The 14,492-nt window shown below is 54.2% G+C and carries 14 protein-coding genes; 3 read left to right on the forward strand and 11 right to left on the reverse strand.

The annotated features are described in order from the left end of the window. Positions 1–157: 157 nt before the first annotated feature. From V8L71_RS03510 to V8L71_RS03520, 3 genes are all read right to left on the reverse strand, one after another. On the reverse strand, positions 158–1,198 hold the full coding sequence (locus V8L71_RS03510; RefSeq protein ID WP_336273219.1) for a hypothetical protein: 1,041 nt from the start codon (positions 1,196–1,198) through the stop codon (positions 158–160). A gap of 388 nt (positions 1,199–1,586) precedes the next feature. Next, positions 1,587–1,994: a GGDEF domain-containing protein gene (locus V8L71_RS03515; RefSeq protein ID WP_336273220.1), complete on the reverse strand. Its 408-nt coding sequence runs from the start codon at positions 1,992–1,994 to the stop codon at positions 1,587–1,589. 12 nt (positions 1,995–2,006) lie between these two features. Beyond that, positions 2,007–2,543, reverse strand: a complete 537-nt coding sequence (locus V8L71_RS03520; protein WP_336273221.1) for a PAS-domain containing protein — start codon at positions 2,541–2,543, stop codon at positions 2,007–2,009. Positions 2,544–2,875: 332 nt separating this feature from the next. Here V8L71_RS03520 and V8L71_RS03525 point away from each other — a divergent pair, with 332 nt between their 5' ends. Continuing rightward, positions 2,876–4,030, forward strand: coding sequence for an MFS transporter (locus tag V8L71_RS03525; RefSeq protein WP_431313163.1), 1,155 nt, complete (start codon positions 2,876–2,878; stop codon positions 4,028–4,030). Positions 4,031–4,055: 25 nt separating this feature from the next. Here V8L71_RS03525 and V8L71_RS03530 read toward each other — a convergent pair whose 3' ends face one another. The 7 genes from V8L71_RS03530 to V8L71_RS03560 all read right to left on the reverse strand — a co-directional run bounded on the left by V8L71_RS03530 (position 4,056) and on the right by V8L71_RS03560 (position 11,172). After that, a complete protein-coding gene (locus V8L71_RS03530; protein ID WP_336273223.1) occupies positions 4,056–4,838 on the reverse strand; it encodes a TSUP family transporter in 783 nt (260 codons plus the stop codon). Positions 4,839–4,859: 21 nt separating this feature from the next. Beyond that, complete coding sequence (locus V8L71_RS03535; protein ID WP_336273224.1) at positions 4,860–7,154, reverse strand: ATP-dependent DNA helicase; 2,295 nt, start codon at positions 7,152–7,154, stop codon at positions 4,860–4,862. Beyond that, positions 7,151–8,842, reverse strand: a complete 1,692-nt coding sequence (locus V8L71_RS03540; protein WP_336273225.1) for a VRR-NUC domain-containing protein — start codon at positions 8,840–8,842, stop codon at positions 7,151–7,153. Before V8L71_RS03540 ends, V8L71_RS03535 begins: the two co-directional genes overlap by 4 nt. A 68-nt stretch (positions 8,843–8,910) precedes the next feature. Continuing rightward, positions 8,911–9,261: a hypothetical protein gene (locus V8L71_RS03545; protein ID WP_336273226.1), complete on the reverse strand. Its 351-nt coding sequence runs from the start codon at positions 9,259–9,261 to the stop codon at positions 8,911–8,913. Positions 9,262–9,362: 101 nt separating this feature from the next. Then, positions 9,363–10,397, reverse strand: coding sequence for a histone deacetylase family protein (locus V8L71_RS03550; protein WP_336273227.1), 1,035 nt, complete (start codon positions 10,395–10,397; stop codon positions 9,363–9,365). A gap of 9 nt (positions 10,398–10,406) precedes the next feature. After that, a complete protein-coding gene (locus V8L71_RS03555; protein ID WP_101147071.1) occupies positions 10,407–10,706 on the reverse strand; it encodes a GIY-YIG nuclease family protein in 300 nt (99 codons plus the stop codon). After that, a complete protein-coding gene (locus tag V8L71_RS03560) occupies positions 10,699–11,172 on the reverse strand; it encodes a YchJ family protein (protein ID WP_336273228.1) in 474 nt (157 codons plus the stop codon). Before V8L71_RS03560 ends, V8L71_RS03555 begins: the two co-directional genes overlap by 8 nt. A 186-nt stretch (positions 11,173–11,358) precedes the next feature. Between V8L71_RS03560 and V8L71_RS03565 the strand changes: the two genes are divergently transcribed. Next, the gene (locus V8L71_RS03565; protein WP_008957053.1) at positions 11,359–11,670 is read left to right on the forward strand and encodes a hypothetical protein; all 312 of its coding nucleotides are present in this window, start codon (positions 11,359–11,361) and stop codon (positions 11,668–11,670) included. 68 nt (positions 11,671–11,738) lie between these two features. On the opposite strand, the gene argE is transcribed toward V8L71_RS03565, so the two are convergent. Then, positions 11,739–12,911, reverse strand: coding sequence for an acetylornithine deacetylase (gene argE / locus V8L71_RS03570; protein ID WP_336273229.1), 1,173 nt, complete (start codon positions 12,909–12,911; stop codon positions 11,739–11,741). 233 nt (positions 12,912–13,144) lie between these two features. Here argE and ugpB point away from each other — a divergent pair, with 233 nt between their 5' ends. Beyond that, positions 13,145–14,470, forward strand: coding sequence for a sn-glycerol-3-phosphate ABC transporter substrate-binding protein UgpB (gene ugpB / locus V8L71_RS03575; RefSeq protein ID WP_336273230.1), 1,326 nt, complete (start codon positions 13,145–13,147; stop codon positions 14,468–14,470). Positions 14,471–14,492 lie beyond the last annotated feature (22 nt).

The following is a 14,492-nucleotide window of genomic DNA, read 5'->3' on the forward strand; positions in this document are numbered from 1 at the left end:
GCACGGCGCTCACCGACTCAATCTGAAAGGGGAATCACTGAGAAAAACCAACGCACAAAAAACGGAATCGGTTGACCCATCGTGACCGCTCAGCGTACAAAACTCTCTCCAGCGTGAAGGCCGTGTGCAAATCGGTCACGATCACCGGAATGACCGGTCACGTTCGCCGGAATACGCACCAAGCCGCAAGCGTTTCAATATGTTTTTTATGTTCCTCCTCTTTCACCGCGTCCGTTTTATCGAGCTTTGGTTGATCAAATTTAGGCAAAGGCGGAATTTCAGGAGGTGGAAGATCAAAGATGCTTTTCTTAAAAGGTGTATGGAAGCCCTCTCCGTCCCCACGATTTACCTCTTTATTGATAAGAGTATCAAAAGGATTGATATTTAAATTCATCTGATCTCTTATAGCATTCTCTAATTCTCCCCCACCATTTCCAGCTCCTAAACTTCTCTCAAACTCTTTTTGCTGCTTCTCCATTGCTTCAAGTGCACCGCGGGCAGTATGCGCCCCTATGCTGCTGTCAAATTCTGCTCGCTGCCGGATCATGTCATCGAAAGCACTTCCGGCAGCGCCTAACCCTAATCTATTCTCGGACTCCGCTCGTAGGCGTTCCATCTCCTCAAAAGCACTTGCAGCAGCACCACCCCCTAAGAAGCTATTAACAGAGCCCGCTTGTAAGCGCTCAATCTCATCCTGAACGCTGTTGCTAGCCCCCCAACCATACTGCTTTTTAAACTCTTCATCTTGTCGCTCGATCTCGTCTGAAATCGTGTGCCCGCCACCTATGCCCAAACCCTTATACAAATCAGCGTGCTGTTTTTCATATTCTCTAAATCCTGTATTTCCCAAAGTCGCACGCATTATCTCGTCTTGCTGGTTCTGCTGGCGTTCTAACTCATCCTGCACACTATAGCCTCTGGCCAGATCCTCTATACGTGGGCTTTCAAACAGCTTTTTCGTTTCATGATCAATAGCAGCTTCACACATAATCATATCCAGGTAATGCCGCTCTTCAAAAGCACGGGTAAACACACCGGCCGGAAAGCCCATTGCTAGGTAGGCAGGTGAAACAGGCGTCATTTGAGCATCTTGATTGGCATTTACCAAGAATTCCACCCGCTCAGAAGGCGGCAAAGAAGGCACCCGCTTAAGCATCAGCTTGCCATCATTTAGCTTCAACCCATCTAACCTCAGCATTGATTACTCCTTCTAGAACCACGAACCCTCTCAAATCTGGTATGTGTAGTCACACCAGATTCAACCTTGACCAACACCACGAATAACACTATATAAAGTATTTTACCCCACAACGAAGTACAACATATAGGCCATGAGAGCATTCAGCATGACGAAAACGACTGTCAACAAAAGTGCGAAAACTAGCCGCTTTATCTCAGACAAGGAAGTGAAGGCAAAGCCAAGCACAACGTTCGTTCAAACGGTTAGCAAGCCGAGCGGAGGGAAAGGCAAAAAGCGCTAAAACAAATAAGCCCTTAGTCATCGCCACTGACTAAGGGCTTATTGCTTAATGCAGGTCTACACTATCCAACACCCCCCTCGCGTGATAGTAACATCTGAGCTGCCCCTAACTTTCAGAACATCCCTGTGGGCCGCTAATACGATCCCGCTCACTCCGCTTAGCCTGATAAAGCGCATCGTCGGCGTCCTTGAGCAGCAATGAAAGACTTTCCGGATCTGCAATTTCCCTGCTGGCAAGCCCCATACTTAGAGTAACTAGTCCCGAACTTGTCACTGGGTGGGGGATAGCACTTTTATGCACACCGTTTCTGATTCTGTGGGCCACTTGCTGAGCTAGTGACATGGGCACACCCAGCATCAGTACCAGGAATTCGTCACCACCCAGCCTTATCGGATAGGTCTCACCCACTTTGAGGCTGCTTTGAATCACCTGTGCCACCTGCTGTAAACAAAGGTCACCCTGAAAATGCCCCAAGGTATCGTTGTAGGGTTTGAACTGATCAATATCGATCATCAAGGCTGCTACCTAAAAATGGCGCCCCTTACTCAACAGAATATTACTCAAACGCTCTAACGCCCGGCGATTGCCCATATCAGTAAGTAGATCAGTTTCCGCCGTGATCAGCGCATTCTGGTACTCCTGTTTTAAAGCAGTCGTCATGTTCTTAGCCTGAGTGATATCAACACCAATACCTAGTAGACCTATCTCAGGAACCAGCGTTTCCGTCATCAACAGCCAGCGGCCATCCCATGCGTCAATTTCAAACTGGCGGTAGGTTCGTGTGCGACGCTTTGCTAACGCCGCCTGAATCCAGAACTCAATATCATCTGTCTCAGCAATCAGCCCATGGCCTTGGGAATAGTTGTCACGCACAATATCCGGCCAAGAGAGGTGTGCTCCCTGCGGATAGCAGATCAGGTCGTAGTAGTGGGCATTACCATAAAGCAACCAGTCCTGATTATCGAACAGGGAAATTGCTGCGCCACTATTATCAAACAGATGGGCCGCCACTGGCAGAATCTGCGCTAGTGGGTCGGAATTATCATTCGACGAAAACGTCACGACATCTGCCCCCTACGGTGCTTTGTATCCAGCTATAACAGATCGACTCCAACAAACCTATTAGATCAACGATAGTACTGCTCTTTAACCACTTTAAATTTACTTTTAGCCCCCATTTTTAAAGCCAGTATGAGAAGCGCAACTCCTCTTTCCAACTATCTTTTCAAGGCAAGACTGTCGCTGAAAGCGGGCAACTGTTGGCCTTGTCGAGTAGTTTAGTTCACGAAAGCAGATACCTAGCCTGCTAACAACTATGCTACGATCGTCGTTTGTGCTTTAAATCCTTTCCCTTCTTTTGATATGGAAAAAAGACCATTAGCCAACTAACACACATTAAGGCCGTCCTCCTTTTTGCCAGCACCATGACCGTGATGTCAGGGGCGATTATTGCGCCTGCGCTGCCGGGTATTAGCCGCCACTTCCCCGCCCAGCCCCAAGTGATCATTCAACTGATCCTGACCATTCCAGCGCTGATGATTACGCTTTTCAGTCCATTAATGGGTTATCTCGCCGACCGTTTTGGGCGCAAGAAACTGCTTCTAATGATGCTGTGTATCTATGGCTTTGCTGGGGTATCAGGCTTTTTTATTGATCGTGTGGATTTGTTGTTAAGTTCACGGGCACTGATGGGCATTGCCGTGGCGGGCATCCTCAGCATTAGTACTACGCTGGTGGGGGATTACTTCGATGGTACCGAGCGGGTGCGCTTCCTGGGCTTGCAAAGTAGCTGCATGGCGTTGGGCGGGGTTATTTTTATCAACCTTGGCGGACTCCTTTCTGACTGGAGCTGGCGCGGCCCGTTTTTACTCTACTTAACCGGCGTACTTTTACTGCCTTACGCCTGGGCAATACTACAAGAGCCCAAGTCCAGCGATGGAGTCGGCAGTGATGCAAGCAGTGCGCCGGTGAAGGTAGATTTTATGCGTACCGGCATTGCCTATCTGATCGCCATGATCAGTATGGCGATGTTTTATATGTTCCCAGCGCAACTGCCCTTTCTGCTCTCACAACAGGGGCAAATCAGCGGTGTAGCGATAGGCATTGCACTCTCTATGTCAGCGCTAACGGCTAGCATCGTTGCCTTTGGCTACGGCTACTACAAACCGTTTCTGTCGGTGATGACGATCTATGTCTTAGGGTTCTTGCTGGCGGCGACCGGCTTTTTAATCGTCGGCTTCACCCAAAGCTACGCCATGGCCATTGTCGGCGCGGCCATTTCCGGTTTTGGCCTTGGCGCCTTTATGCCGAATACCACCACGTGGTTGATGCGGATCACCCCGCAGCGGGTGCGCGGCCGGGTGTTTGGCGGTTTTACCTCGACCTTCTTTTTCGGCCAGTTTGTCTCCCCGGTGGTGGTCGCCCCGGCGGTCATCTGGCTGGAGTCGCTGCGCAATGTGTTTACCGGCATGGCAGTGGTGTGCGGACTGCTGGCCGTCGTCCTGATCGTCCTGGGCAAGACGACGCTTAAGGCAGACAGCCAACTTTAACAGGCGGCGAGTACGCCGCCTGGATTCATGCGGGCGGGTGAATCAACCCAACGACACTGACCAGAATCAGCACTGCGCCCAGCACGCGAAAAAATAGCCCGGTGTCCGCTTTCAGCATATAGCGGTGGGCTTTCTCGCCCGCCAAGTGACCAATGAATGCACAGGGCAACAGCCACAGCTGGTGGATAAGTTGGAGGTCTACGCCTGCAATCAGGAACGAGACCATCTTGATGACCACCAGAATAAACCACAGCACAAACATGGTATCCCGTAGCTGCTCCTTGGCCACATGAGCAGCGAATACCGCCACAATTAGCGGCGCGCCAATCAGTGAAGTACCGCTGACATAGCCCCCGAGCGCCAGTAGCACGTAGTCGACATATTTGTTTTTACTCTTGAACGGTCTGTTGAGGACGTAGCCAAGGGCATAAATGAACACAATGCCGAAAATAATGCTGGTCATGACCTGAGCGGGCAGCGTTAACAGCCCCACCACCCCAATCAGCTTGGGGATGATCATGATTTTCAGGGCTTTGAATAGGTACCTCCAATCGATATTGCTCTCAGGGGAATCGGTTCCCACGCCCTCTTTCTGCAGTTGGCGATGGCCGTTCCAGGCAATCCAACTGGAGAAAATCAGTAGATGAATAGCAATAATCGGTAAGAACACCAGAGGTTCGTTTGTCACTAGCAGTAGGAACGGCAGCGCCAGCACAGCGCCTCCAAACCCTAGGCTGGTGCGCACAAAACCGCTCCAGGCAAATATCAGTCCGATCAGCGCATACTGGTACCAGAGTAAATCTGTCATAGCTCGCGACAGGGTCCTAAATTATGGGTTGGGATTTCCCAGCGACCACCAGCTTGGCAATAGCGAGCGCACGCTGGCCTGGGCAAAACGATCATCCATTAATACCACAACGCCCTCATCTTCAGGACTGCGAATCACTCGCCCTGCGGCCTGCACCACCTTTATCATGCCGGGAATGCGGTAAGTGTAATCATCACCTTTACCAAAGCGCGCGTTTAGCCGTGCTTTCAGCGCTTCGTTAAAGTCGTTAAACGGCGGTAGTCCCAAGGTGGCGATAAAGGCTCCGATCAATCGGTCGCCGGGCAGGTCGATGCCTTCTGCAAAGGCGCCGCCCAACACCGCAAAGCCGATGCCTTTTCCGCCGGGCGTAAAGCGCGCTAGAAACGCCTCCCGCGCTGCCTCGGGCATGCCACGGATTTGGCTGAAAACGGGCACGCCTGGGTGCGCCTCGCGAAAGTGGTTCAGCACGGCTTCCAGGTAGACAAAGCTGCTGAAGAACGCCAAGTAGTGGCCTGGCTTGCGCTGATACTGCTGCGCTATGGTCGCCACCATCGGCTCAATCGACGCCTCTCGATCACGAAAGCGGGTCGAAATATCGCTGCGAATACGCACTTCAAGCTGGCGCGCTGAGAAAGGAGAAACAACCTCGCGCCAGGGCGTATTCTCCGACAAACCCAATAGATCCCGGTAGTAGTGAGCGGGATTTAATGTGGCTGAAAACAGCACCACTGAGTGCGCGGCGTTAAACCGTGCGGCCAGAAAGTCGGCGGGTATCAGGTTGCGCAACCCGAGCACTGCTCGCCCGCGGCCATGGCGTGTAATATCACACAACGAGTGCTCACCAAAGCGCTCTGCCAAGCGGCAAAACGCCAGCGCCTCAAACAGCAGTTCTTGAAGCTCAAAACTGGTTTGCTCGGGGTGCTCGCCAAGATAATCAGTGATGGCAGACCCTACTTGCTGAGCGGCGGCCACGAGCTTATCGGGCAGTGCCGTTAGCAGTCGGTAGGCTGGCTTGCCCTGACCACCCTCATTTTCCAGATCCGCGTCTTTAACCACATTTTGCCACTGGCGGGCTAAGCGCCCCAAAGGCCCGGCAAGCGCTTTGGGTGATGACCGGCGTATCCGATTGAAGCGTTGCTGATCGAGCTCAGCGCTGTACATGCCGCGGGCACGCTCCACCAGATTATGCGCTTCATCGACCAGTACGCCCGTTCGCCAATCGTTGGCCTGGGCCAAACCGTGCAGCAGGGCGTGGCTATCGAACCAGTGGTTAACGTCACCGACGATCATATCCGCCCAGCGCGCTAGTTCCTGGCCGAAATAATAGGGGCAAACATTATGGGCCAATGCCACCTCGCGCAGCGCTTCGCGATCCAGCCACCCCTGGTCCACCGCCGCTTGACGGGCAGCAGGTAAGCGATCATAAAAACCGGCAGCTAGCGGGCAAGACTCGCCATGGCAGGCGCGATCGGGGTATTCGCAGGCCTTATCACGCGCCACCAGCTCAAGCACACGCAAGGGCTGGACTTCATCGCTCTGGCTGGCGCGCAGCGTGGCGAGAGCATCCAACGCCAAACGACGGCCGGGGGTTTTCATGGTCAGAAAAGCGATGCGATCCAGCTGCTGTCGCGGCATCGCTAAAAGCATGGGGAACAGCGTGCCCAGCGTTTTACCAATGCCAGTGGGCGCTTGAGCAAGCAGGCAGCGCCCAGTGCTGGCGGCTTTGTAAACGTCTTCGGCGAGTTCACGCTGCCCGGGGCGAAAGGCGGCATGGGGAAAGCGCAGAGTTTGTAGACATGCGTTTCGGCGTTGACGATGGTCTGCCTCCTGTTTCGCCCAGGCAAGAAAGCGGCGGCACTGGGTGGCAAAGAACGCCTGCAGCTCGACGGCGCTGGCCTCTTGATTCAATAGCGTCTCTTTGCCACTGGCGATATCCAGGTAAACCAGCGTTAAGGTTATCTGCTCCAGGCTTCGCTCTGCACATAGCAGTGCGCCGTACACTTTCACCTGCGCCCAGTGCAGCGCACGCTGATTAGCGGCCATGCGCTCCAAGCTGCCGCGATGGGTTTTAATCTCTTCCAGGCGATTAGCCACGGGGTCAAAACCATCCGCTCGGCCCGTGACGACCACTCCCTCAAAGACACCCGACAGCGGAAGTTCGGCAATATAGTCTGCTCCGCGTCGGCTAGCGACAAGGGAGAGCCCTTCGATGCCTTCCCGCGCGCTGGGCGCTGGGGTAAAGCGATGATCGAGATCCCCTTCACGGGCAGTGAAATCACACAATGCCCGCACCGCCACGCGATAGGTCGTACTCATACCTCAAGCTCGTCGCTGGTGACCCAGCGCACGTAACACACTGCGACGGGCATCTCATGACGGTGAAAAAATGTCAGCCAGCGGCGCTGGTTATCCTGCAACCGATCACCGGGGCCTTTGACTTCGATCATCCGGTAGCGCGGTTCGCCAGCCGGCGCGTCAGGCATAAACTGAATCAAGTCCGGCAGCCCTGCCCGGTTGGCTTTCAGATCACCCAACAGCCGCTCAAAACAGTGCCGTAGGTGCTCAGGTGGGATACATGCCAGCGCGAGCTCAATGAGCGCCTCATCAACGATTACCCAGTGAACAAACGGCGAGGCAAGGCCCGCTTTCTCGCGCCAAGTCGTCTGAATGACTTCGCGGTAGCTGCCGTCTTCCAAGCGCGCTAGGCACGCATCGAAAAGGTCACGCCGACGCGCCACAAAATCGTCGCGATATAAATCCGCAGGGCCATTATGAAAAGGGTGGAAGAAAGCGCCCGGCAGTGGTGCGAAGATTGCCGGCCAACAGAGCAAGCCAAACAGCCCCGTGATCAGGCTGTTCTCCACATAGCAGACGGGTGCCTGGGGTTCACCGAGAGTCTGAGCCACGGCGCGCTCAACGCTTTGCGGCCCAGGCAATTGCAAGTCCCAACGCTCATGGGCGGGCTCCGGGTCACTCGGCGAAGCAGGCAGTTTAAGCCGTCGCCGCAAGCGTGGTAGCAGCCGCGACAGCGCTTGGTGCTCTGTCTCATTGGGGCTGCTATTGAGTGCCTTGCTCGCCAATTCAAAAGCAGCCTGGTGCTCGCCCTGCCTTTCCAACACCCGAAGCTGGCGTATCCGCGCTTCGCTGCTGCCCGAATCGTGATAAAGCGTCAGCGCCAGCGCTGCATCTCCGCTACGCTCTGCCTCTCGACCCAACTGCAGCAGTAACCGTGCACGCCGCGTAGCGAGCCAGCGGTTATTCGCGCGCGGTGGCACCTCAATATGTAGATCGGTGGGCAACTCCCCTGCATCAAGACGTTGACGCAGTTGATGGAGCGCTAAGTAGGTATCCACTTCCTGGCGCGATTGGAATGCGCGAGAGCGCAGCGTAAAGGGTACCGTCTCAAAGCGTTGCAGCCCCAGCTCGGTCAACACGAACTCCGCCCAGTCCTGACGCAGGTTGCCAAAGAACATCAGCCGCAGCCGGTCGCAGGTCTCCATTACCTTGAGACGCACGATTTGATCGCTGGAATCAGGCCACCATGCTTGTAAGGGTGCGGTGTGTGTCAGTTGGCTCGTTAAAGTGTCGTAGAGCATAGTTTTAGCGCTAGACACGCTCAGCCCAGTGGCGCGTATCTCATCGGCTAAAATATGGCGAAGCTCGGAGAGTCGCAGCTGGTTAAATAGCTCATCGACGCTAAGCGTCGGATCATTATCGACCCAGCCCAGCGCGATCAGTGGCACTATCGCCTCAGCGCTGTCACCTACCTCGGTATAGCTTAATTTGCTGAGCCTAAACAGCTCACCTTTACGCATGGCCATGCGCACCAGAAGCGCTTGAGAGGCCTGCGGCAAGCTTTCAAACTGTTCAAGAAAGTCGCGCTCGTCTGCCGAAAGCAGATCAGCATGGCGTTCCCCGACCCAAGCCAAAACGAAGCGAAAGTTCGTCAGGTAATAGTAGGGATCATCGAGCGAGGCGGTAGGCGTATCGAAAGCACTGTTCATTTATCCATTGTATCAGTGCTATCGTTTTGCCGTCATGGGGATTAACGGGCTTGGCTATGAAAGCGCTTTTACCCCACCCGGTGCTGCTTGAGCACGGTAAGGCTTCGCTCTTCTTCGCTTAATGCTTCTGTGCCTTGGGTTGGCACAGGCGCTTGGCGGGTACCCACTAGCACATACCATTCCGCTTCTGAAAGGTAGGTTTGGCACCAGCGGCCTAGTTCGGCGGCGCTCTCCTCGCGGCTAGAGTCGCCGCAGCGGTAGTTGTTCGCCAAATGAAGCAGATCTTGGCGGGCAGTACGCGCACGGGCATTGCCCCCGTGTACTTTTACCAGCGGGCAGCGTCGGTCATAGGCGGCGTTGGTTAACGCATTAAGCCAACGCTCCAATTCATGTGCCTGAATTCCACCATACACTGCCACGCTTGAGCTCCCTGCCCGTTGAAAGGGCAATAGCCTGCCCGATTTAGGGGCCGCTGTCACGGTTAACCTTTATCCTTATTTAAATGTAGTTCCAGGCCGTTTTATAGCGCCTGTTTAAAACCTTGTAACACATTGACTACATTGACACCGATTTCATCTACCGCATAGCCTCCTTCCATCAGAAACACACAGGGCAAACCCGCTTGCGCCAAACGTTCACCTAACAGAGTGAAGTCCGCGCTGGTAAAAGTGAAGGCACTTATCGGGTCGCCCTCAAAGATATCGACCCCTAGCGATACGATTAAACACTCGCACTCAGCGGCTTTCACCTGCGCCAACGCCTGCTCCAGTGTGGCCATCCATGTGGTCACGCTGGTACCGGGCGGCAACGGGTAATTAATATTAAAGCCCTCGCCCTTACCTTCGCCGCTTTCATCAGCGTAGCCCAAGTAATACGGAAAGGTTACCTCAGGGTCTCCGTGTAATGAGATAAATAGAACATCGTCACGCTTGTAGAAAATCTGCTGGGTACCATTGCCGTGGTGAAAATCGACGTCAAGAATGGCGACCCGGCGCTTGCCTGCATCCAGCGCCCGCTGGGCGGCAATAGCGGCGTTATTAAAAAAGCAGTACCCGCCGAACTGATCAAACGCGGCGTGGTGGCCTGGCGGTCGGCACAGGCCAAAACTGGGTTCGCCGGTTTGTAGCGTATGCTCTACCGCACCCAACGCCACGTCTTTACTCGCCATCGCGGCTTCAAAGGTACCTTCTGAAATGGACGTTTCTGCTGCCAGCGCGTAATAGCCTAGCTGACCGCTAACAGATTGCGGAATGCGATCCCCCCGCATGGTTCGGGCGGGCCAAATATTGGGAATCGCCTCACCCTCATGCCCAGCCGCTTGCCACTCTTTCCAACAGTTGGCTAGAAACGTCACGTACGCCTTATCATGCACCGCCAGCACCGGTGCCAGCCCGTAGGCGGCGGGCGCTCGAATATCGCCAAGCCCAGAATGGCGGAGATGCTTTAGCACTAAATCCAGGCGTTCCGGGCACTCAAACGGGGTGACCAACGCGCCGTCATGTAGCTCTGTGCGCGCTTGTCGTAAGCGGCTGTCCTCTGAATAAAACGTCAGCATTCCGACTCCTTAATGGGCATCTAACTGAATAGGCCACTGTTTGGCCCAGCGGCGTTTTTGGCTCGGCGTTTGCTGCTTTAACTGATACTCAGCTCGGCTGGCAGCGGCGCGGTCTTCAAACGGCTCGGCGCCCAGCAGCGCAATGGGCGGATTAGCGCGGGTATAACGCGCCCCTTTGCCCGTGCAGTGGGCTTGATAGCGCTTCGCGAGGTTATTGGTAATGCCTGTGTAAGTACCGCGCTGGCACTCCAGCAAATAGAGATACCACTGAGGTTCGGCTTTCCCAGGCTGGGCAATGCCACTATTCACCGCAACATACCTTCAATTTACGCCCGCTACCACATAAGCACGGGTCGTTTCGGCGTGGCTTTTCGCGGGTAAGCGTCGGGGTGCCATCGATATACCACCAACGTTGCTGCTCTTTAACGAAGCGGGAAACCTCCTCTAATACATGCCACCCTTTTTGCTCTCGCCTTCGTTCATAAAAATAGGCCTTAAAATGAACATAGCCGCTATCTCCAAGCGGTGGCTCTGCTGAGACAATGGTTAGCGACTTCCACTCAGTATCGGGATCCTGCCCAAGTTCAGCTGGCCGTGTGGTGGGGTGCCACGTGGCCAACAGATAGTCGCTTAAGCCTAATGCAAAGGCCGAATAGCGAGATCGCATCAACGCTTCAGGGGTAGGCGCTATCTCGCCTTGATGATAACGGCCACAGCAAATAGTCAGCATTAAATCGCTACCACAGGGGCAACTTACATCAGTCGTGCGGGTCATAACCTACGCTCTTTAGCCATCTCTTCTATAGCCTAACCGATACATTCTATGCGCGTCGCCCGACGTGTATCACTATTGTTTCGATTTTCATGCCACGTTAGGTATATAGTAGTGGGGCAATACATTCAGACGACGGAGTACGAATCACGATTGATCATTCTTTCCAAAATTTTTGGAGGTTCTCCTATGAAGGTCTTTAAACCGGAATGGCAGTGCACGTTTAGCGTAAACGAAGGCGCGGAAGAATCAGCAACTTGGAAAGAGAAAATCGCGTGGCGGCTCAGGGGAGTTGCGGATCGACTGGAAGGTGGCGGACGCACGGTAAAAATCGATTACCGCGTGACGCCAGCCGTTAGCCCACAGGAAGTGGACACTTGCTTAGGCAAGGGCTTCGAAGTAACTCAGCGCCTGTTGACGCAGTTAGCCCAACAGCAGGCGTGCGAAGATGTGATGCGCCATGCAAAAGCTGAGCTGTTTGAACAACATCCTCAGCACTGAAATGGTAACGCCAAACATCCCACCCCTTTAACCGGGTGGGATGTTTTTGTGTGGCTATTGGGCGGTTTTTAGCCAGCGTCAGCGGGCTTTTCGAGCGCTTTGCCCATCTTGGTTAGAAATGCTTCGCACGCTTCGAGCTGTTCAATATCGATATACTCATCGGGCTGATGCGCCTGGGCAATGCTGCCAGGACCGAGAATAATGGTTTGTAAGCCCTGGCCCTGGAACTGCCCCGCTTCTGTAGCGTAAGCCACTGCATGGTTACAGCAAACGGCGGGCAAGTGGTCTTTAGCTAAGCTAAGTACTCGGTCGTTATCGCGATCCGCCAACCCCGGCACTGTGACGTTAAGGGGCTCAGTGGTGATGTCAACGTGCTTGCCTTTGGCCTTGAGCTCGCCGGTTAGCTGCTCACAAAACGTTTCAAAGCGCGCGTATATCTCATCGAAGGTGTCGGTCGGCAGGTGGCGAATTTCCCACTCGAACTGACACTCCCGCGCCATAATATTGATGGCCGTTCCGCCTTTGATTTTGCCCACATGTAGGCTGGTGTGAGGCACGTTAAAGGCTTCATCAACTCGCCCCTCTTCGACCAACGCCGCCATGGTGTCTTCAATAAAGGTGACGAGTCTTGCCGCCACGTGAATGGCTGAGGTGCCTTGATTCACCTGGCTGCTATGAGCTTCCTGGCCAGTCACCGTAGTGCGCAGGTTGGTAGCGCCTTTCTGCGCGACCACAGGTTGCATGCTGGTGGGCTCGCCAACAATCACATGGGCGGTGGTGGAGTAGTGTTCGTAAAAGCGCTTAATAAGGCTGGGCGCACCCACGCAGCCGATCTCTTCATCGTAAGAGAAGCCAAGATAAATGGGCTGCTGCAGAGGCGCTTTCACCCAGTTAGGCACCATCGACAAGACACAGGCGATAAAACCTTTCATATCGCAGGTACCCCGCCCGTAGAGCCGTCCATCATTACCGTCGCGCAGGGTGAAGGGATCGCTCGACCAAGGCTGTCCTGCCACCGGGACCACATCAGTATGCCCGGAAAGCATTACCCCACCTGGGGCATCTGGGCCGATTCTTGCAATCAAATTGGCCTTGGTGCCGCAGGGGCTCATCACCCGCTCGGCGCTAACGCCAACCTCGGCCAAATAGCCTTCAACATACTCAATCAGCGCCAAGTTGGATTCGCTGGAGGTGGTGTCAAAGGCAACCAGTTTTTCGAGTAGAGCGATAGCGTGAGGCATTATGTTCTCTTTCCAAAATAGCTTTTCAGCAACAGCTTTTTAAAAGTAGCTTACCGCTAACCCTAACACCCTCCCGATACTTCGCCTACTCCCCGTCATTAGCCGTGAATGTCATCGCGTGTTCACCTCGCATTCATCAAAACGTCATCGTCACTTTCTACTGTTCAGTGCATCCAATAAAACTTAATAACACACTGCACACCTGATTAAGTTCAGGCCCACAAGGAGCTGTTATGTCTCGTTTATCACTGCACGCGCTTGCTGTTGGGGTGGCGACTGCCAGCCTAAGTCTATCCGCCCAGGCCGCCACGGAAATTAGCTGGTGGCACGCCATGGGCGGCCAGCTCGGTGAAATCCTTGAAGGCATCACCGAGGATTTTAACCAGTCCCAAGACGAGTACCAGGTCACGCCCAGCTACCGCGGCACCTATGCCGAAACCATGACCGGTGCCATTGCCGCTTTCCGTGCAAACGAACAGCCACATATCCTGCAGGTGTTTGAAGTTGGTACCGGCACCATGATGAACGCCAAAGGCGCCATCTACCCAGTATATGAACTGATGGAAGAGCACGGTCGCGCTTTCGATAATGAGGCCTTCCTGCCCGCCGTGGTCGGTTATTACACCGATACCAATGGCAACATGCTCTCTTTCCCGTTCAACTCTTCTACGCCGATTATGTACTACAACCGCGACGTATTTGAGGAAGCGGGCCTCGATCCTGAACAGCCGCCCGAAACCTGGGAAGCGCTGGCCGAGGCCTCTCGTCAAATCGTCGAATCCGGGGCGGCTAGCTGCGGTTTCACTTCGTCTTGGCCTAGCTGGGTAATGCTGGAAAACTTCTCCGCCATGCATAACTCGCCGCTCGGCACATTGGAAAACGGTTTTGGCGGCATGGAGACCGAGCTAAATTTCAACAATGAGCTGGTCGCCCGCCATTGGGATAACCTACACGACTGGCAGGAAGAGAACATTTACCGCTGGGCAGGCCCCGGCACCGGTCCGGATTCAGAGCCGATGTTCTATTCCCAGGACTGTGCGATTTTCTTTGGCTCTTCAGCTTCCCGCGCCGATGTCGCCGCCAACTCAGAATTTGAAGTCGGCTTTGGCATGCAACCCTACTACGACGACGTAGAAGGCGCACCGCAGAACTCGATTATCGGTGGCGCTACGCTCTGGGCACTTCAAGGCCACAGTGATGAAGAGTATGAAGCGGTTGCCGCTTTCTTTGAGTACCTCTCTCAGCCTGAAGTACAGGCAGAGTGGCATCAGCAGACCGGCTACTTACCCATCACCCAAGCCGCTTGGGATTTGAGCAAAGAGCAGGGTTACTACGAAGAGAACCCCGGTGCGGATATTTCTCTGCAGCAAATGACGCTCAACGAGCCGACCGAGAACTCGAAAGGCCTTCGTTTTGGTAACTTCGTACAGATTCGCGACATCATTTCCGAAGAGATGGAAGCCGTAATGACCGGTGGTAAATCAGGTCAGGAAGCCGCAGACGACGCGGTAGAACGCGGCAATGCGCTGCTGCGTGACTTTGAATCCGCCAATCAGTAAATAAGCACTCACTTCGCCGCCT

This window comes from Vreelandella indica (assembly GCF_037070225.1).
Classification (GTDB): Bacteria; Pseudomonadota; Gammaproteobacteria; order Pseudomonadales; family Halomonadaceae; genus Vreelandella; species Vreelandella arctica.

Coding starts and splice junctions, on each gene's coding strand:
- V8L71_RS03510 (WP_336273219.1), bottom strand. CDS start 1,198: ATGCTGAGGTTAGATGGGTTGAAGCTAAATGATGGCAAGCTGATGCTT.
- V8L71_RS03515 (WP_336273220.1), bottom strand. CDS start 1,994: ATGATCGATATTGATCAGTTCAAACCCTACAACGATACCTTGGGGCAT.
- V8L71_RS03530 (WP_336273223.1), bottom strand. CDS start 4,838: ATGACAGATTTACTCTGGTACCAGTATGCGCTGATCGGACTGATATTT.
- V8L71_RS03535 (WP_336273224.1), bottom strand. CDS start 7,154: ATGAGTACGACCTATCGCGTGGCGGTGCGGGCATTGTGTGATTTCACT.
- V8L71_RS03540 (WP_336273225.1), bottom strand. CDS start 8,842: ATGAACAGTGCTTTCGATACGCCTACCGCCTCGCTCGATGATCCCTAC.
- V8L71_RS03550 (WP_336273227.1), bottom strand. CDS start 10,397: ATGCTGACGTTTTATTCAGAGGACAGCCGCTTACGACAAGCGCGCACA.
- V8L71_RS03560 (WP_336273228.1), bottom strand. CDS start 11,172: ATGACCCGCACGACTGATGTAAGTTGCCCCTGTGGTAGCGATTTAATG.
- V8L71_RS03565 (WP_008957053.1), top strand. CDS start 11,359: ATGAAGGTCTTTAAACCGGAATGGCAGTGCACGTTTAGCGTAAACGAA.
- argE (WP_336273229.1), bottom strand. CDS start 12,911: ATGCCTCACGCTATCGCTCTACTCGAAAAACTGGTTGCCTTTGACACC.
- ugpB (WP_336273230.1), top strand. CDS start 13,145: ATGTCTCGTTTATCACTGCACGCGCTTGCTGTTGGGGTGGCGACTGCC.